This window comes from Methanomicrobiales archaeon, assembly GCA_030019205.1.
Classification (GTDB): Archaea; Halobacteriota; Methanomicrobia; order Methanomicrobiales; family JACTUA01; genus JASEFH01.
The window spans coordinates 107,197-124,347 of record JASEFH010000003.1; the positions used below are offsets into that span (position 1 = coordinate 107,197).

The following is a 17,151-nucleotide window of genomic DNA, read 5'->3' on the forward strand; positions in this document are numbered from 1 at the left end:
ATTTTCTGATGGCATGGGCCGCTCACACCCCCAGCACGCCGGCAGTCTGGAGGATCTGCATCAGGATGCCGGTCACGATCGCGACTCCCATCACGGTGGCGACGAACGCTGCCACCAGGCGGCGCTGGAAGATGGAGGCGAGCAGGGTCACCTCGGGGATGCTGGCGCCGGCGCCCCCGATGATCAGCGCCATGATCGCGCCGATCCCCATCCCCTTGGCCAGGAGAACGGCGCTGATCGGGATGATCGTCTCGGCCCGGATGTACATCGGGACGCCGATGACCGCGGCGAACGGGATGGCGAGAGGGTTGCCCGGGCCGGCGACGGAGACGATCAGGTCCTCGGGGACGAAGCCGTAGATGAACGCCCCGATCGCGGCGCCGAGCAGGAGATAGGGAACCACCTGGCGGAAGATGCCGAACGCGAAGCGGAGCGCGGAGAGGAGACGGGTGCGGTGGACCGAGGGCGGTGCCGTCTCATCAGGTTCCCGAGAGCGGCAGGGCGCCGGCGCGGGAGCGGGAGCACTGTTGCAGGAGCATCCGCCGGATGCCGGTTCCCTCGGGAGCTCGATATCGCAGCAGCGGCCCGGTTCCGGTTCGGGAGCAGGAGGGATGCCGCAGCAGCCACCGACTGCTGGTGCCGGGGGCACCTCTGCGCTGCCGGGGCAGCAGCTGGCAGCGGGCGCCGGAACGGGATCCTTGCTGCAGCAGCCGCTGGACGATGGGCCCGGGCCGGTTTCCAGACTGGCGCAGCAGGCGGTCTGGGTCGCCGTTGCGGGTGCGGCGATGCCGGCAGCTGGCAGCTGCTCCTGCAACACCGCACCACCTGCACCCGTCGCGGCCGGCTTGACGTAGCGCAGGTAGCCGCTTCGCTCCAGGACGAGGCCCGCGAGGACCGCGATGAGAAACGTCAGGGCGGCGTAGATCGCGGTCGGGACCATGCCGAAGAACGCGAGCACCATGAAGACGATGATGGGGTTCAGCAGCGGCGAGGCGAACAGGTATGCCATGCACGCCCCGAACGGGACCCGGGTGCGGATCAGGCCGACCAGCACCGGGATGGTGGAACAGGAGCAGAACGGGGTGAGCGCCCCGAAGATGGCGCCGAGGCCTGCGCTGAAGACGGGGTGCCGTCCGGTCAGGGAGCGGCGGATCTTCTCCTCGGGGACGTACTCCTGGATGAGCCCGACGAGGAAGCTGATCCCGATGAAGAGGATGACCAGCTCGATCGTGATGGTCAGGAAGTACTGGCCTGCTGTAAAGAGATCGTTGAGGGTCGCCATATATATTCGTATATTCGAATATACAGATAAAGTGATCGGCAGGCCCCTATCTCCCTCTCCTGACCGGGTCCAGCACAGGATGGGTGGGTTTGCATGCACGAAAAGCAGGTAGCATGCAGCCCACCACGAAATTGGACCAACGACCTATTCCGGAACGCTACTCCTCGACCAGGATGACCTCGACCGGGCAGGCATCGGCGGCCTCCCGCACGCAATCCTCCATGTCAGGGGGCACGATGCCTTCCGCGGGATTTCCCCCGACCCGATACTCCTCCCGCACCTGGCTGAGCGAATCGTCGGGATTCTCTTCGAAAAACTCCGGGCACATATCCCAGCAGGTCCCGCAGCTGGTGCACCCTTCCCGTGTGATGATAACCTTTGTCATCGCATCACCAGAGCCGCGGTACCTGATAATTGTGATGGAGATCCCGGGCGTTCGAGGCAGCACGAGCAGAGGGAGATTCCTGCCGCTATTGCGGGGACTCCCGTCTCCCGCTCCGCAACCTGCATAAAGATCCTGCGCCTACTCAGGGGTGATCGGGATGTTCGGAGACGTGCTCTTCCCCGTGGATCTCTCCCCGAGCATGGAGAGGCTGGTGCGTGCAGCCGAAGAGGTGGTCGTTGCCGGCGTACGTCGCATCACGCTGTTCCACGTGGTGGACCGTGAGAATGCCCTGGCGGAACCGGAAACTCTCGAGTACAGCCGCAAAACGCTCGAAGAGTGGAAGACCCGGCTGGAGCAGTGCCGCCCCGCCGCGATCGACTGCCGGGTAGCCGTCGGGACCCCCTGGATCGCCATCGTGCATACGGCTGCAGAGGAGGGGTATTCGTTCATCCTGCTGGGCTCCCACAGCCGGGCGCTGGTCCGCCCCGAGTACCTCGGGGCGGAGACCGAGAATGTCCTCCACCATGCGTCCGTGCCCGTGCTCCTCGTGCGGATGCACATCGTCCAGCCCGGAGAGGTGACCACCTGCCTGCCCACCAGCGCGACGATCTTCCGCAGGGTCCTCTTCCCCATTGATTTTTCCCCCGACTCCCTGAAGTGTATCCCGCTCATCGAGCAGATGGCAGACGCCCGTCCCGCCGAACTGATCGTCGCCCACATCCAGGATACCCGTACCCTTGCCCATGCAACGGCCGTCCAGATGGAGGAGTTCAACCGAAGGGACGCACGGCGCCTGGAGGATCTGAAGGTCCACTTCGAGAGTCTCGGGTTCGGGCACGTCACCACCCTCCTCCGGACCGGAGACGCGATCGAAGAACTCCTTGCGATTGCACGGGACGACGATATCAGCCTGATCGTCCTCGGAGCGAAGGGGAGGACGAATCTTGCATCCATGGCGCTTGGCGGCGTCAGCGAGACGCTCGTGCATCGGTCCGGATCGCACATCCTCCTCGTCCGATAGCGCCCCCGCAGGAGGGAATCGTGCGGCGACCTCCCGCGGAGCAGAGTGCCATCCGATATGCGGAGCCCGCGCATGCTCCGGCCAGAGGGGCAAGAATAATGTATAAATAAAATCGAGGTAGAGGTCTTCAATAAAATTTGAAACGAGGGGGATGTACATCCCCGATCGCAGGTGATCGGGTGGGAGGGGGAACCGTATCGCGTCCAGTGCGGGATCGGGGCATGCGGGATATAGGGTCGTGGCCACATGGCCGAAGGCGAGATTGAACGGATAAAGCAGGCCGAAGCGGAAGCCCTCGATCGGATCCGGGAAGCCCGGGAACGGGCTCAGGCGACGCTCGACCGGGCACGCGAAGAAGCGGGTGCGATCCGCCGTCGAAGGCAGGAGGAGTCCCGGGCGGAGGTGCGGCGGGTGATCGAAGGGTCCCGTCGGGCAGCGGAGGCGCAGGCGGACCGGATGCGCCGTGAGGCGGAGGAGCAGGCCACCGCGATTCGCCGTGCTGCAGAGCCGAGATTTCAACAGGCGCTGGCGCATGTCCTTCAGCGGGTGACAGGGGATTCCGATGTTCCGCCCCGCTAGGATGCTGTCGGGAACCATCGGCGTCCACGCTGCGTATCGGGATGCGGTCCTCCAGGCCCTCCACGAGGGCGGGATCCTGGAGATCCACGCGGTGTCCGCCGGGCAGGAGGACGGGGCAGCGCTCCTGAAGCCGGGACAGAAGGCGCCGTTCACGACGGTCTGCGCCACGTACCGGCTGCGACTCGACCGCATCCTGGGGGCTCTCGCCGAAACCAGGCCTTCCGAACCGTCTCTCTTTGGCCAGCTGACGGTCCGCGAGCCGGCCCGGAAGATCGCGGTTCCTGTCCGTCCCTTACCCGGGATCCTGGACGATGTCGAGGAGATCGTTCGCAGGGGGGAGCGGGCCCTCGAGATCCAGAAGGAGGTTGCCCAGCTTCGGGATACGCGGGCCTCTCTGGAAAGAGACGTGCACGCCGCCGGGCTCCTCGTCCCCTTCGGTGTTAGGCCGGAACACCTGGGCAGTTCCGCCTACCTCTCCATCTCCGCCGGCCTTGTACCTGCGGAAGAGTCCGGGGCACTCATCCGGGAGCTGGAAACTGTCGGGGGGGACGAATGGATCGCCCGCACTCTCGAAACGCCGGAGGGGACGACGGTCGTCGTAGCCACGCTACGGGAGCACGCGGAGACCGTGGACGGAGTCCTCCGCCGACACTCCTTCGAACCGATCCTTCTAGCGGGGATGAAGGGATCGGCCCGGGAGGTGGTCGAGCAGCTGACGGCAGAGCGGAATACCGTTGAGGATAGGATCCGAGATCTCCTTGGGGAGCTCCGGGATCTCGCCGCTGCACTGGAACCGCTCCTCATCGCCTACCGCGAAGAGATGGAGGTGCTCGCCGAAGAGGGGGAGGCGGCCGCACTCCTGGCAGGGACGGAGGAGACCGCCGTCGTCCAGGGTTTTCTCCGGGCAACGGACCGCGATCGCCTGGAGAATCTGGTGGAGCAGGCGGCGGAGGGGCATGCGTTCTGCCGCTTCGCTCCCCCTGCAGCGGGTGAGAACCCGGCACCGGTCGCCTATGAGAATCCCGCATGGGCCCGCCCCTTCGAGATGTTCACGACCCTCTTCTCCCGCCCCCGCTACCACGAGATCGACCCGACGGTGATCATCGCCCCGATCATCGTGCTCTACTTCGGGTTCATGCTGGGGGATGCCGCCTATGGAGCGATCCTCACCCTCGCCGCACTCCTCCTCTATCGCGGGGCCGGCACGGTCAGCCCGACGATCCGCGACCTGGCGCTCGTCCTGGCCGCATGCGGGGTCTCCGGCACTATCTTCGGCATCCTGCAGGGCAGCTACTTCGGGGACGCCCTCCCCCGGTTCTTCGGAATCCGGCCCCCGTTCGTGCTCGTCGATCCCCTGCAGCAGCCGGTGACGATCCTCGTCGTCGCCCTTGCCATCGGCATCCTGCAGATCAACTTCGGGCTGCTGCTCGCCGTCCACGAGAATGTGCAGGCGCACCGCTACCGCGAGGCCTTCTTCGAGCAGGGGGTCTGGTTCCTGTTGCAGCCAGCGGCCGCGGTGCTCATGCTCGACTTCTTCGCATGGCAGCCGATTCCCGACGCCTGGATCCTGCCCGCCGCTGCCGCTGCCGCCGCATCCATTGCCGCCATCTTCCTGCACCGCGGACCGCTCGGCTTCTTCGGCCTCACGGGTTTTCTCGGGGACTGGCTCTCTTACACGCGGCTGCTCGCGCTCGATCTCGCGACGGCGGGGATCATCCTGACCATCAATATCCTGGCGGCGATGATCGCCGCCATCCACCCGCTCCTTCTGGTCGCTGCCGTGATCTTCTGGATCGTCGCGAATCTGCTCAACCTGGTCCTCCAGACCCTCGGGGGCATGATCCATGCGCTTCGCCTCCAGTATGTCGAGTTTTTCGGGAAGTTCTACCGCGGCGGCGGCCGCAGATTCGCGCCGTTCTCGGCGGACCGCATCTACACGATCCGTGCAGACCGGGGGGAGCGGCATGAGTGAAGTCGGCACCGCGCTGGCCCTGGGCGGCGCCGGCCTGGCAGCCGGGCTCTCGGCGATCGGGGCCGGCATCGGGGTAGGGATCGCCGGTGCCGCAGGATCCGGCGTGAGTGCGAACCGCCCGGAGAAATTCGGGTCATCGCTCCTGTTCCAGGCGATCCCGCAGACCCAGGGGATCTACGGGCTCCTGGTCGCCATCCTGATCCTGGTCTCCACGGGCATCCTGGGCGGCGAGGCGGCGGACGTGAGCGTGCCGATGGGGCTGGCCGCCATCGGTGCCGGGCTCGCGGTGGGGCTCGCCGGGCTCTCGGCGATCGGACAGGGGATCACGGCGGCGGCCGGGATCGGCGCATCGGCACGCGACGATGAATCCGTTGGACGCAGCCTGGTCTTCTCGGTCATTCCCGAAACCCAGGCGATCTACGGCCTCCTCGTCGCCGTGCTGATCATGGCCTTCACGGGCATCCTCACCCGGGACGTCCAGACGACCTCTGCCACGGGGCTGGCCGCCATCGGTGCCGGGCTCGCCGTGGGATTCGCCGGACTCTCGGCGATCGGCCAGGGGATCACGGCCTCTGCTGGAGCGACGGCCTCGGCGGCGAGGCGGGAGTCGTTCGGGAAAAGCCTGATATTCTCCGTCGTCCCGGAGACCCAGGCGATCTACGGCCTCCTGGTCGCGGTCCTGATCATGGCCTTTACCGGTATCCTGACCCAGGATGTGACCATCTCGATTGCGGCGGGCCTCGCCGCGGTTGGCGCCGGGCTTGCCGTCGGCATCGCCGGGCTCTCGGCCATAGGTCAGGGGATCACCGCCGCGTCGGGCATCGCAGCCACCACCGAGAACGACGAGATGTTCGGAAAGAGCCTGGTCTTCTCGGTGATCCCGGAGACCCAGGCGATCTACGGCCTCCTCGTTGCCGTGCTGGTCATGGCGTTCTCCGGCATTCTCACGAGGGATGTCACTATCATGGCCGCCTCGGGATTTGCGGCGATCGGTGCCGGGCTTGCCGTGGGGCTCGCCGGGCTCTCGGCGATCGGCCAGGGGATCACGGCATCCGAAGGGATCGCCGCTACGGCCGAGAAGGAGGGAATGTTCGGGAGGAGCGTTATCTTCTCGGTGATCCCGGAGACGCAGGCGATCTACGGCCTGCTGGTGGCCGTCCTGATCATGGCGTTTACCGGTATCCTGACGCGCGATGTGACCATCACAGCCGTGGTCGGATTTGCTGCGATCGCCGCCGGGCTTGCCGTGGGGTTTGCGGGGCTCTCGGCGATCGGGCAGGGGATCACCGCGGCTGCCGGAATCGAGGCGACGTCGAGGTCGGAGGAGGCGATGGGCAGGAGCCTGATCTTCGCGGTCATCGCCGAGACCTTCGCGATCTTCGGGCTCCTGATCGCAATTTTAATCCTCTTCGGTATCGGGGTTTTCGGCTGAAAGGAGGGAGCAGATGAGTGTGGAGAAGATCATCGGGAAGATCCAGGCCGACGCTGCGTCCCGTGCGGCGGCGGTGGAGCGGGAGGCGGCAGCCGAAGCCGAGGCGATCCGCCGGCGCGAGAGGGAGGCGGCAGAGAACGAATACGCCCGAATGGTGGAGGGCGGGCGCCGGGAGGCCAGGGCCACGGCAGACCGCATCCTCTCCGCCGCAGCCGTGGATGCCCGCCGCCGGATCGGGGAGGAACGCTCGGCGATAGTCCAGGAATGTCTCGATGCGGCCCGCGCCAGGTTCCCCGAGATCGTCGCCTCCCCGGCGTATCCGGCCCTGCTCCTACGCCTCATCGGGGACGGGATCCGGCACCTCGCGGAGGCGGAGGCCGTGATCCTGGTGCATCCGCGGGACCTCCCGCTCGCCCGCTCGATCGCCGCCAGCATCCCCGGAACGGCCGCCGAAGTGGTTCCGGCAGCGGACGGATCCATCTCGAGCGGCGGAGCCATCATCCGCTCCCGGAACGGCAAACGGGAGGTCAACCAGACCTTCGAAGTGCGGTTGCAGCGGGAGCGGCCGACCCTGATCGCCGAAGTATCCCGGATTCTCTTCGACCGCCCATGATCCCCACAGCACCACCCACTGCGGACACCGCGCTTACGTTCATCGACGAGCTCGGCGGCTTCCTGGGGCTGCCGTCGGGCGAGGTGATCGTGCTCCTCCTGCTCGTTGCCGTCTCGCTTGCGCTGATTGCGGCCCTGCTCACCGGGGCGCTTCTCCCGGTGCTCTCGATCGCCCGGTTCGCCTATCCCATCGCCCATGTGAAGGCAACCGGAACGCCGTTCGTGGAGAGCGGGATCGTGGACTCGCTGACGGGATCGCGTCACCCGGACGAGGTGCTGAACGCCGTCCAGCGGCAGGGCGTCGACCTGACGGGGATCCAGCCGTCCGACCCCGTCTCTCTCCGGGCAGGGATCAGGGCGTGGCAGCAGTCGGAGTTCTTCGCCCTGCAGGCGAGCGTGCCCCGGGGGATCCAGCCGTTCTTCCGGGCGCTAGCCCTGGAGCCGGAGATCGGGGCCCTCAAGGGTGTGATCGTCCGGAAACACCGGGGGATTCCTCCCGACGACATTGAGACGGCGGTCCCTCCGGTCGGAACAATCGACCCCGCCCTCCTGCGGCAGCTGGCAGCGGCCCCGACGATGGAAGACCTGGTCGAGCGGCTCGGGAGGACGCCCTATGGCGGGGTGCTGGAAGAGGCGCTCCCCCGGTACCGCGCGGAGAACCAGGTATTCCCGCTCACCGTCGCGCTGGACCGCTACTTCTTCCGGGAACTCTCGCTCTCGGTGCAGCGCAGCGACCGCAGCCTCCGCGCCACAATCGGCGCCTACGCCGGCACGCGCATCGATATCGCCAATCTCCTGGCGGTCCTCTCGGGAAAGGCCTCCGGGCACTGCCGGGAACGCATCCAGGAATACCTGGTCCCCGGCGGCCGGGCGCTCCCGCTGGATCTCCTGGAGCACATGGCAGAGGCGCCCACCCTGCTCGAATCGATGGCGTTCCTCGATCGCACGGCGTACTGGGAGGTCCTCGCACCGGAGGTCCGCGGGTTCGAGGCGGACCCGGATGTCCGCGGGATTCTCGCCGCCCTGGACCGGTTCTTCCTGGAGTATGCCGCATCTCTCGGCGCCACCGATCCGCTGCAGGCGGGACCGATCCTGGAATTCTTGACTGCGCTGGAGTACGAGGCGAGGAACCTGCACGTCGTGCTGACCGGCGTGGCCCGGGGCATGCCGGCCGGGCGCATGCAACCGCTTCTCGTCACGCGGGGGGACCGCCTGTGAAGATTGCCGTCATCGGCGAGGAGACGATGGTCCTCGCCTTCGAGCTCGCCGGAGTGCACACCACGTTCCCAGTACGGGATGGCGAGGAGGCAGCCGGGGCGCTCGAAAAGGCCCTGCAGGATCCGGATCTGGGTGTGCTGGTCGTTCAGGACAGTTTCGCCGTCGAGATCGAACCGACACTGGAACGGATTCGGGCGGAGTCCCGGGTGTTTCCCCTGATCCTGGAATGCCCCGGGCCCTCCGGACCCGTGCTGCATGAGGACCGCTTCCTGCGATCCGTACGGAGGCTGGCGGGGCTGGAGCGGATGGGAATGGTGAGGAGCGATGAGGAGCACAGGTGAGATCGTCAGGGTCTCCGGCGCCGTCGTTGCGGCCCGGGGGATGCGGGGGGCGCAGATGTACGAAGTGGTCCGGGTCGGCAGGGACCGCCTGGTCGGGGAGATCGTCGAACTCGAGGAGGACGTCGCGACGATCCAGGTCTATGAGAATACCGACGGTGTCGCCCCGGGGGAGCCGGTGCTCCCCACCGGCATGCCTCTCTCCGTGGAGCTGGGCCCGGGTCTCCTGGGCCGCATCTACGACGGTATCCAGCGCCCGCTTCGGGTGCTGCAGGACATCGCGGGCGACTTCATTCTCCGGGGCATCCAGGCCCCTCCCCTGGACCGGGCTGCCCGCTGGGACTTTGTCCCGGATCGGCAGGTAGGCGACCGGGTGGGTCCCGGCGATCCGCTCGGCACCGTCCCCGAGGGGCGCATCCTGACCCACCGTGTCCTGGTGCCGCCGGGAGTGTCCGGCCGCCTCGCCGCGATCGCGCCTGCAGGCAGCTATACCATCGAGGACACCATTGCCTCCATCGAATCGGGCGGCACGGTCCGCGAGGTGCGCATGCTCCGCTCCTGGCCGGTCCGCACCGCCCGCCCGTTCCGGAGGAAACTCGAGCCCCTCCTCCCGCTGATCTCCGGGCAGCGCGTGCTCGACACCTTCTTCCCTCTGGCCAAAGGCGGGACCGCTGCTCTCCCCGGTCCCTTCGGCGCCGGGAAGACGGTGGTCCAGCACCAGCTCGCCAAGTACGTCAACGCCGACATCATCGTCTATGTCGGCTGCGGGGAACGCGGGAACGAGATGGCCGACGTGCTCCGGCAGTTTCCGGCGCTCGTGGATCCGGCCACCGGTGAGTCGATCATGCAGCGGACGGTGCTCATCGGAAACACGAGCAACATGCCCGTGGCGGCCCGCGAAGCGAGCATCTACACGGGGATAACCATCGCCGAGTACTACCGCGACATGGGCTACGACGTTGCCCTGATGGCCGACTCCACCTCCCGCTGGGCGGAGGCGATGCGGGAGATCTCCGGGCGGCTGGAGGAGATGCCCGGCGAACAGGGCTACCCCGCCTACCTCGCCTCCCGCCTCGCGGACTTCTACGAGCGGGCGGGGAGGGTGGAGGTGGAGGGCAGTCCGGCGCGGACCGGCTCCATCTCCATCATCGGGTCCGTGAGCCCGCCCGGCGGCGACTTCTCCGAACCGGTCACGCAGAACACGCTCCGCGTGGTCAAAGTGCTCTGGGCGCTGGACGCCGACCTCGCCCACCGCCGCCACTTCCCCGCGGTGAACTGGCTGACATCCTACTCCGCCTACGGGGAGATGGTGCGGGGATGGTGGACGGAGCATGCGGGGCCACGCTGGGCGGAGAACCGTGCCGCCATGATGGCGGTTCTCCAGAAGGAGAGCGAACTTTTAGAGACGGTGCAGCTGGTGGGCGAGGACGTCCTGCCCGAAGAGGACAAGCTTGTGCTCCTGCAGGCTGCTCTGATCCGGGACGCTTTCCTGATCCAGCCGGCGTTCCATCCCGTGGACACCTTCTGTCCCCCGCAGAAACAGTATGCCATGCTCGAACTCCTCGCACGCTTCTACGGCCGGGCGCGCGAAGCGGTGAGAGCGGGGGCGCTCGCGGCGGCGATCCACGGCCTGGCGGTAAAAAACCGCCTGGAGCGGATGGGAATCGTCCCGGACGCCGAATTTGCGGCCGAGTATGCCTCGATTGAGAAGGAGATGGACGAGGCTTTCGCTGCGGTCCGCGGGGGACCCCGTATCCGGAGGTGAACGGCGATGCAGGAGCCATCACGACCGCCTACGTCACCCGGGATGCCCTCGCGGCGCTACCGGGAGTACCGGACGGTCACCCGGGTGACCGGTCCCCTGATCGCGGTCTCCGGCGTGGAAGGCGTGGAGTACGGGGAGGTCGTCGAGGTGATCCTGCCGGGGGGCGGCCAGCGGCTCGGCCAGGTGCTGGAGAGCCGTTCTTCCCTGGCGATCGTGCAGGTCTTTGGCGGGACGCAGGATCTGGACACCGAACGGACCTCGGTGCGGTTCACGGGCGAGACCCTGACGTTCGGCGTGACCCCGGAACTGCTCGGGCGGATCCTGAACGGCGTCGGGAACCCGATCGACGGCGGGGCGTTCCTCATTCCGGAGGAGCGTCGGAGCATCTACGGCAATCCCATCAATCCCAATGCCCGCGAGTTCCCGCGGGACTTCATCGAGAGCGGCATGTCGGCCCTGGACGGCATGAACACGCTCGTGCGGGGCCAGAAGCTGCCCATCTTCTCCGGCGCCGGGCTCCCGCACGCCGAGCTCGCGGCCCAGATCACGCGGCAGGCCCGGGTGCTCGGCCGGGAGGAGGAGTTCGCCGTCGTCTTCGGGGCGATGGGGATCACGTTCGAAGAGTCGAACTTCTTCATCCAGAACTTCCGGCAGACCGGGGCGCTCGAGCGGGCCGTGGTCTTCGTGAACCTCGCCGAGGATCCGGTGATCGAGCGTCTGATCACGCCCCGGCTGGCGCTCACGGCCGCGGAGTACCTGGCATTCGATCTCGGGATGCACGTGCTCGTCATCCTCACGGACATGACCAACTACTGCGAGGCTCTCCGCGAGGTGGCCGCGGCACGGGAGGAGGTGCCCGGACGCCGGGGATACCCCGGGTACATGTACACCGACCTCGCATCCATCTACGAACGGGCCGGGCGCATACGGGGGCGGAAGGGCTCGATCACCCAGATTCCCATTCTCAGCATGCCGAACGACGACATCACCCATCCCGTGCCGGACCTCACAGGCTACATCACCGAGGGGCAGATCGTCCTCTCCCGCGATCTCCAGCGGAAGGGCATCTATCCGCCGATCGATCTGCTCCCTTCCCTCTCGCGGCTGATGCAGGGCGGTATCGGGGAAGGGAGAACCCGGAAGGATCACGCCGAGGTCAAGGACCAGATTTATGCGGCGTATGCGCGGGGGAGGTCGCTACGGAACCTCGTCGGGGTGGTCGGCGAAGAGAGCCTGAGCACCATGGATCGCCTCTACCTCGAGTTTGCCGAACGGTTCGAGCGGGAGTTCGTGCATCAGCCCCCCGGGCTACGGCGGTCCGTGGAGGAGACCCTCACGCTCGCCTGGAATCTCCTCGCCCTCTTCCCGCCCACCGAACTCCGGCGGATCGAGCCCGAACTCATTGCGGAGTACTATCCCGGGGAACGGAGGGAGTGGCGTGGCTAGGATCATCCCCGGCATCCGCCCCTCGAGGATCGAGCTCTTAAAGCTCCGCAGGCAGGAGGAGATCGCAAGAAAAGGACGGGATCTCCTGGAAGAGAAGCTGAACGCGATGCTGCTCGAGTTCTTCAGGCGGTTTTCCGTTTACCAGGCGCACCGCGAGGCGTTCGAACGGGAGATCGCGGAGGCGTACGAAGTGCTCCTGGATGCGGAGATGGCGGTGGGCCGCCCGGCCCTCTGGGAGACAGCCTATGCCATCCCGGACGCCGGGGAGGTTGCCATGGAAGAACGCTCCCTGCTCGGGATCCGTGTGCCTGCGGTCGCAGCGCTCCCCGAAGAACCCGCCGAACTTCAGGGCTACTGCCCTCTCAGCACGCCTCCGCTCTCCGTGATCGCCGCGGCGCGGTTCGCCCGCATCCTGCGACTTCTCCTGCAGCTCGCCGGGGAGGAGGGTGCACTCCGGGTGCTGGAGCAGGCGATCACCGCCACCCGCCGGAAGGTGAACGCGCTCGACCTGATCCTGCTCCCCCGCCTCCGCGATACCATGCAGTACATCGAGGAGTACCTCGAGGAGCTCGAGCGGGAGGATCTCTACCGACGGAAGCTCACCAAGGCGAAACGCGGGGAAGGGTGGTAGCCATGCGGGACCGCTGGCTCGAAGAACGGCTCCGCCGCCGGGAGACCCGGGTCCGGCTCTCCCTCCTCATGCTTGCGGTCCGGGTCCTGGCGGTTGTTGCGATCGTTGCAGGGATTTTCGTTTTAATATTTCGTGTAATCCTGTAGAAGTTGGGGGATGCGATGGATACGGTCGATAAGGCTGCGACGAAGACACGGGACAGGCAGAATACACCGCTTCTCCATTGCGATAGCCGGCTCGAGATGCACAGAGAAGTTGCCAACTATCTGGCTGCACTTCCGGACTACCGGTTATGTACCCCGTCTTCGGGTGCAGGCCCTGCCTCCGGGGGTGCAGGATCGCCGGCGGCAGGATACCTCGCAGTCAACCCTTTTCAGACCATCGCGACGGGAGGCCCAGATCAGGAGAGGTGCAATGGCTTCGCGGAGCTGGAGACCCTCCTCGGTGAGGGAATACTCGACCCGGGGAGGAATTTCAGAGAAGGATTCCCGGGCAACCAGCCGTTCGGTCTGGAGTTCTTTCAACGTATCGGAGAGTGTTTTCGGGCTGATCCCCTCCAGCTCGGCATGGAGGTCGTTGAACCGCAGCCGTCCTGCCGTGCCGAGCTTGTTGATGATAAGAAGCGCCCACTTCTTCGATATGGTGGTGAGGATACCCCCCAGGGGGCAAACGCAGAGAGTCTCGCTATTCTCGCACATAGTTGCTTCATTACTATATACTTGATACTATGAATACTATCCAATAGATAGTTATGATAGAATCAGGAAGAATAGACAAATGTTCCGGCAGGTATGCGATGGTGCAGCGGGGCTGAGCGCGAAGTGCTGCTGTGCAGCACCCCTCGCCCCGGAAGATGAGATCCGGATGCTGGAGGCCGTGCAGTCGGTGCTGCGGATTCGGATGGCTGTGGTGGACCGCAGGCTCCACGAACTGGAGAAAGCACGGGTGCGCTGATGAATCTCCTGAGCCTTGCCGAGTTCTCCCGGGAGGGCCCGCTGAAAAAAGATCTCCTGAAGACAGCGGGCTCGAATATCGTCCTGGTATGCCTCGAAGCGGGACAGGAGATTCCTCCCCATCCCGAACCCTATGCCGTGGTCTTCGTCGTTTTGGAGGGAGAAGGGGTCATCACCTCGGGAGCGATCGGGCATCCGGTGAAACCCCTGCACCTCGTTTCGGTGGCAAAAGATGAAGACCGGGGGATCCGCTGCGAGCAGCGGATGATCCTGCTTGGCATCCGCGGGGACGTGTAAGAGGCCGATCCTGATGCCGGATGCCATTGTTGTGCAGGACCTGACCAAGGTCTTCGGCGCCACCATCGCCGTCGACCATATCTCGTTTTCCGTACCGGGAGGAGAGATCTTCGGCTTCCTGGGGCCGAACGGTGCGGGTAAGACCACGACCACGCGGATGCTCACGGGCATCATCCCGATGGACTCCGGGCGGGTCACCGTCCTCGGGCACGATATGCGGGCCGAACCCGTGCCCGCCAAGGAGCGGTTCGGCATCGTGCCCGAGACGTCGAATGCCTACGCCGACCTCACCGCCTGGCAGAACCTGATGCTGATGGGGGAGCTCTACGGGCTTTCCCGTTCCCGTGCGACGGAGCGTGCATCGGATCTCCTCGAGACCCTGGGGCTGCTGGAGAGAAGAGACCAGAAGGTGCAGGGCTACTCGAAAGGCATGAAACAGCGGCTGATCCTGGCGATGGCGCTCCTCCACGAGCCGGAACTTCTCTTTCTCGATGAACCCACGAGCGGGCTCGACGTGCAGAGCACGCAGATGATCCTCTCGATGCTGCGGAACCTGAATGCCGGCGGGACCACCATCTTTCTCACCACCCACAACATGGAGGAGGCGAACCGCCTCTGCCACCGCATCGGCATCATCCGGGCCGGGAAGATTGTCGCCATCGACGCTCCCGAGAGGCTGAAGTCCGCGGTCGAACGCGTGCACCAGATCGAGGTGAGCTTCGATCGGGAGGTCTCCGGCGATGCCCTGTCCGCCCTCGGCGGTGTGCTGAGCGTGAGCCGGGCCGGGGACAAGTGGCGGATCACGGCGGAGAACCAGGATGCTGCCGTAAAATCCCTCGTGGATCTCGCCCGGCAGCACGGTGCGGCGATTGTCACCCTGAACACCCTCGCCCCTTCGCTCGACGAGGTCTTCCTCCGGCTGACGCAGGAGGCATCGCCGTGAATCCGTCGGAGTTTCCCGAGCAGGTCCGGCGGTCGTGGGCGATTGCAAAGAAGGATATCCGCATCTATTACATCAAGGGCCCCGTGCTCATCTTCGGGATCTTCATGCCGGTCTTCCTCTTCCTGGCATTCTTCATGGGGAGCCGGCAGCTTCCCCTGCCGTTCCTCCTCTCCGGGCTGATGGGGATGACGCTCTTTTTCACCGCGACCGCGGTATCCCCGGCCATCTTCCCGTGGGAGGGGCAGGCGCGGACCCTGGAACGCCTCGCCGCCTGCCCCGTCACCATCGAGGCGATCGTCCTCGGGGACATGATCGCCTCCGTCCTCTTCGGCATCGGGATAACAATGGTCACCCTCGGTATCGGGCTGGCGCTCGGGCTTCCGCTCCTGCACGGCATCACCCTGATTGCAGCCATCCTCCTGGCTGCATGCTGCTTCTCGGCGCTCGGGATGCTGCTCGCCGTGCCTCCCACGAACGTGCCCTCCAACATCATGATGCTCTCATCGCTCCTGAAGTTCCCCCTGGTCTTCATCTCGGGCATCTTCATCCCGCTGGAGCAGCTGCCGCCCTGGGGGCTGGCGCTCGCGGCCTGCTCCCCCCTCACGTACTTCACGGACATTGCACGCTACTCCTTTATGGGCGCTAATTTCTTCCCGGTGCTGCTCGACATCGCCGTGCTTGCCGCATTCACGCTGGCCTTAACCGCCGTCACGATGCTCCTGCACCGGCGGACGATGCCGCGGAGGATGTGACGCACCTCCTGATCCGCCCCCACTCCCGATCCGGGGCTCGGGATAGGATTCTCATACAGGGGTAGAGTATCATTCATCCATGCGGGATAGTAAAAAGAGCGGAAGCCGTGGCTTCCACGCCGGGTTTCGAGTTCCCTTCAATTAAAATAAATGATCGCCGTATAGTAAATGCCGACGGCCAGAAAGATGACGGCGACGGCTTGCCGCATCCAGTACTCGAACGCTTCCACGTTGCGCATCGTCTTCCCCAGGTGCCCGACGCTGAAGGCGAGGAGGACCGAGAAGATGACGACGGGAAGGGCGGTTGCCAGGGCAAAGACGGCCGGGACGACCACGCCGTCCCCGGTGCGGATCGCGAGCGGGATGAGCATGCCGAAGAAGAGCACGGCGCTGAACGGGCAGAAGGAGAGGGCAAAGAAGACCCCGAGGAGGAAACTGCCCGGGTATCCCCGCTGCGCCAGCGATCCCGTGATCCGCTCTTTCCACCGCTGCAGCCGCCCGCCTCCCCCCAGCTCCGGCATGGGAATGAGATCGAGCATCCAGATGCCGATCAGGACGAGCGCCGGCCCGATCAACCGCTCGCCGTACTGCTGCAGGAAGAGGGCGATACCCTGCGCCCCGATGCCGAAGAAGACGATGAGCGACGCCAGCCCCACATAGGTCGTCATCCGCCCCAGGCTGTACACGGATCCGACAAGAACGGTGTGCCGCCCCTCATCCAGGTTTTTCGAGATGAAGGCGATGGCAGCGATGTTCGTTGCGAGCGGGCAGGGGCTGATCGTCATCATGAGGCCGATGAAGAACGCAGCAACGAGCGGGATGCCGCTCGTGCCCATCGCCTCCATGAATCCCATCGGGTCCATGTTACGAGAGGTCCCCCGCCAGCCGCTTCTCCAGGATCCCCTTCAGGTACCTCATGAATCCCTGTTTGTCGTTGAGCCGATACCAGACGTTGATGTTCTCCTCTTTGTGGAACCCGTTCGCATCGTAGACGCCGATCCAGAGCGACGAGCCCGTCACCCCGTACTTCTCCACCAGCTCCCGGTTCTCCGGCAGTTGCCCGTCGATGTGGGCGAAGACCATCTTCCCGGATGCCAGTTCGTCGGCGAAGTAGGTACTGACAGTCTCCTCGGCATAGTTGCCGAGTACGATGCACGAGGTGCACGGGTGTGCCGGGTGAAAGTGAAACACTTCAATCCTGCTCACGCTGCTGTTGGCAGCCGGCAGTCGATCCGTGCCACCGGCGTTTTCGGGGCCGGAACGCGTCTCCGAGCAGCCGGCGGTTAAAAGGGCTGCAACGAGAAGGACGGCAAGAATGCCCCCGCAGAATGCCATCCAACGACTGGATGCAGCGGGTGTTTGGCGTTGGTTCATCGTCTCCACCTTGATGATCGTAGGGAAATTGGCGATGCCCAATCAGGGGGGAAGGGCAACTGCTTTGGTGCACGGGGTGCGGCCCCTCGAATCCATCAGAGATCCCCCGCATGCACATGACCCTCTCCGCGCACCGGGTGGAGGCGTTCCC

20 protein-coding genes are annotated in these 17,151 nt (G+C 65.6%); 15 read left to right on the forward strand and 5 right to left on the reverse strand.

The window, feature by feature from the left end; translation table 11 throughout:
- Positions 1-22 precede the first annotated feature (22 nt).
- Together QMC96_03125 and QMC96_03130 are read right to left on the reverse strand one after the other, a co-directional pair.
- Positions 23-1,282, reverse strand: coding sequence for a permease (locus tag QMC96_03125; GenBank protein MDI6875747.1), 1,260 nt, complete (start codon positions 1,280-1,282; stop codon positions 23-25).
- A gap of 157 nt (positions 1,283-1,439) precedes the next feature.
- Positions 1,440-1,667: a ferredoxin gene (locus tag QMC96_03130; GenBank protein ID MDI6875748.1), complete on the reverse strand. Its 228-nt coding sequence runs from the start codon at positions 1,665-1,667 to the stop codon at positions 1,440-1,442.
- Positions 1,668-1,824: 157 nt separating this feature from the next.
- On the opposite strand from QMC96_03130, the gene QMC96_03135 reads away from it, so the two are divergent.
- From QMC96_03135 to QMC96_03185, 11 genes are all read left to right on the forward strand, one after another.
- Entirely contained in the window at positions 1,825-2,688 is an 864-nt protein-coding gene (locus QMC96_03135) for a universal stress protein (protein MDI6875749.1), read from the forward strand.
- 246 nt (positions 2,689-2,934) lie between these two features.
- A complete protein-coding gene (locus QMC96_03140; GenBank protein ID MDI6875750.1) occupies positions 2,935-3,267 on the forward strand; it encodes a V-type ATPase subunit subunit G family protein in 333 nt (110 codons plus the stop codon).
- Positions 3,251-5,239, forward strand: a complete 1,989-nt coding sequence (locus QMC96_03145; protein ID MDI6875751.1) for a V-type ATP synthase subunit I — start codon at positions 3,251-3,253, stop codon at positions 5,237-5,239. The genes QMC96_03140 and QMC96_03145 overlap by 17 nt, the downstream gene beginning before the upstream one ends.
- Positions 5,232-6,671, forward strand: a complete 1,440-nt coding sequence (locus QMC96_03150; GenBank protein ID MDI6875752.1) for a V-type ATP synthase subunit K — start codon at positions 5,232-5,234, stop codon at positions 6,669-6,671. The genes QMC96_03145 and QMC96_03150 overlap by 8 nt, the downstream gene beginning before the upstream one ends.
- A gap of 13 nt (positions 6,672-6,684) precedes the next feature.
- Positions 6,685-7,284, forward strand: a complete 600-nt coding sequence (locus QMC96_03155; GenBank protein MDI6875753.1) for a V-type ATP synthase subunit E family protein — start codon at positions 6,685-6,687, stop codon at positions 7,282-7,284.
- Positions 7,281-8,501 (forward strand): V-type ATPase subunit, encoded by a 1,221-nt coding sequence (locus QMC96_03160; GenBank protein MDI6875754.1) that lies wholly within the window; start codon positions 7,281-7,283, stop codon positions 8,499-8,501. The genes QMC96_03155 and QMC96_03160 overlap by 4 nt, the downstream gene beginning before the upstream one ends.
- Positions 8,498-8,842, forward strand: a complete 345-nt coding sequence (locus tag QMC96_03165) for a V-type ATP synthase subunit F (GenBank protein MDI6875755.1) — start codon at positions 8,498-8,500, stop codon at positions 8,840-8,842. The genes QMC96_03160 and QMC96_03165 overlap by 4 nt, the downstream gene beginning before the upstream one ends.
- Positions 8,826-10,604 (forward strand): V-type ATP synthase subunit A, encoded by a 1,779-nt coding sequence (locus QMC96_03170; protein MDI6875756.1) that lies wholly within the window; start codon positions 8,826-8,828, stop codon positions 10,602-10,604. Before QMC96_03165 ends, QMC96_03170 begins: the two co-directional genes overlap by 17 nt.
- A 42-nt stretch (positions 10,605-10,646) precedes the next feature.
- On the forward strand, positions 10,647-12,050 hold the full coding sequence (locus tag QMC96_03175; GenBank protein MDI6875757.1) for a V-type ATP synthase subunit B: 1,404 nt from the start codon (positions 10,647-10,649) through the stop codon (positions 12,048-12,050).
- Positions 12,043-12,681, forward strand: coding sequence for a V-type ATP synthase subunit D (locus QMC96_03180; protein ID MDI6875758.1), 639 nt, complete (start codon positions 12,043-12,045; stop codon positions 12,679-12,681). The genes QMC96_03175 and QMC96_03180 overlap by 8 nt, the downstream gene beginning before the upstream one ends.
- Positions 12,675-12,827 (forward strand): hypothetical protein, encoded by a 153-nt coding sequence (locus QMC96_03185; protein ID MDI6875759.1) that lies wholly within the window; start codon positions 12,675-12,677, stop codon positions 12,825-12,827. The genes QMC96_03180 and QMC96_03185 overlap by 7 nt, the downstream gene beginning before the upstream one ends.
- A 144-nt stretch (positions 12,828-12,971) precedes the next feature.
- On the opposite strand, the gene QMC96_03190 is transcribed toward QMC96_03185, so the two are convergent.
- Positions 12,972-13,379 carry a helix-turn-helix domain-containing protein gene (locus QMC96_03190; GenBank protein ID MDI6875760.1) on the reverse strand — a complete coding sequence of 136 codons (408 nt, stop codon included), beginning with the start codon at positions 13,377-13,379 and terminating at the stop codon, positions 12,972-12,974.
- Positions 13,380-13,458: 79 nt separating this feature from the next.
- On the opposite strand from QMC96_03190, the gene QMC96_03195 reads away from it, so the two are divergent.
- From QMC96_03195 to QMC96_03210, 4 genes are read left to right on the forward strand one after another with little or no spacing between them, the layout of a single operon-like run.
- The gene (locus QMC96_03195; protein MDI6875761.1) at positions 13,459-13,635 is read left to right on the forward strand and encodes a hypothetical protein; all 177 of its coding nucleotides are present in this window, start codon (positions 13,459-13,461) and stop codon (positions 13,633-13,635) included.
- Positions 13,635-13,931: a hypothetical protein gene (locus QMC96_03200; protein MDI6875762.1), complete on the forward strand. Its 297-nt coding sequence runs from the start codon at positions 13,635-13,637 to the stop codon at positions 13,929-13,931. The genes QMC96_03195 and QMC96_03200 overlap by 1 nt, the downstream gene beginning before the upstream one ends.
- A gap of 13 nt (positions 13,932-13,944) precedes the next feature.
- Positions 13,945-14,874: an ATP-binding cassette domain-containing protein gene (locus tag QMC96_03205; protein ID MDI6875763.1), complete on the forward strand. Its 930-nt coding sequence runs from the start codon at positions 13,945-13,947 to the stop codon at positions 14,872-14,874.
- Entirely contained in the window at positions 14,871-15,626 is a 756-nt protein-coding gene (locus tag QMC96_03210; protein MDI6875764.1) for an ABC transporter permease, read from the forward strand. Before QMC96_03205 ends, QMC96_03210 begins: the two co-directional genes overlap by 4 nt.
- Positions 15,627-15,763: 137 nt before the next feature.
- Here QMC96_03210 and QMC96_03215 read toward each other — a convergent pair whose 3' ends face one another.
- Both QMC96_03215 and QMC96_03220 read right to left on the reverse strand, forming a co-directional pair.
- Positions 15,764-16,489: an aromatic aminobenezylarsenical efflux permease ArsG family transporter gene (locus QMC96_03215; GenBank protein ID MDI6875765.1), complete on the reverse strand. Its 726-nt coding sequence runs from the start codon at positions 16,487-16,489 to the stop codon at positions 15,764-15,766.
- 1 nt (position 16,490) lies between these two features.
- Complete coding sequence (locus QMC96_03220) at positions 16,491-17,000, reverse strand: nitrophenyl compound nitroreductase subunit ArsF family protein (GenBank protein ID MDI6875766.1); 510 nt, start codon at positions 16,998-17,000, stop codon at positions 16,491-16,493.
- Between the last annotated feature and the right edge of the window lie 151 nt (positions 17,001-17,151).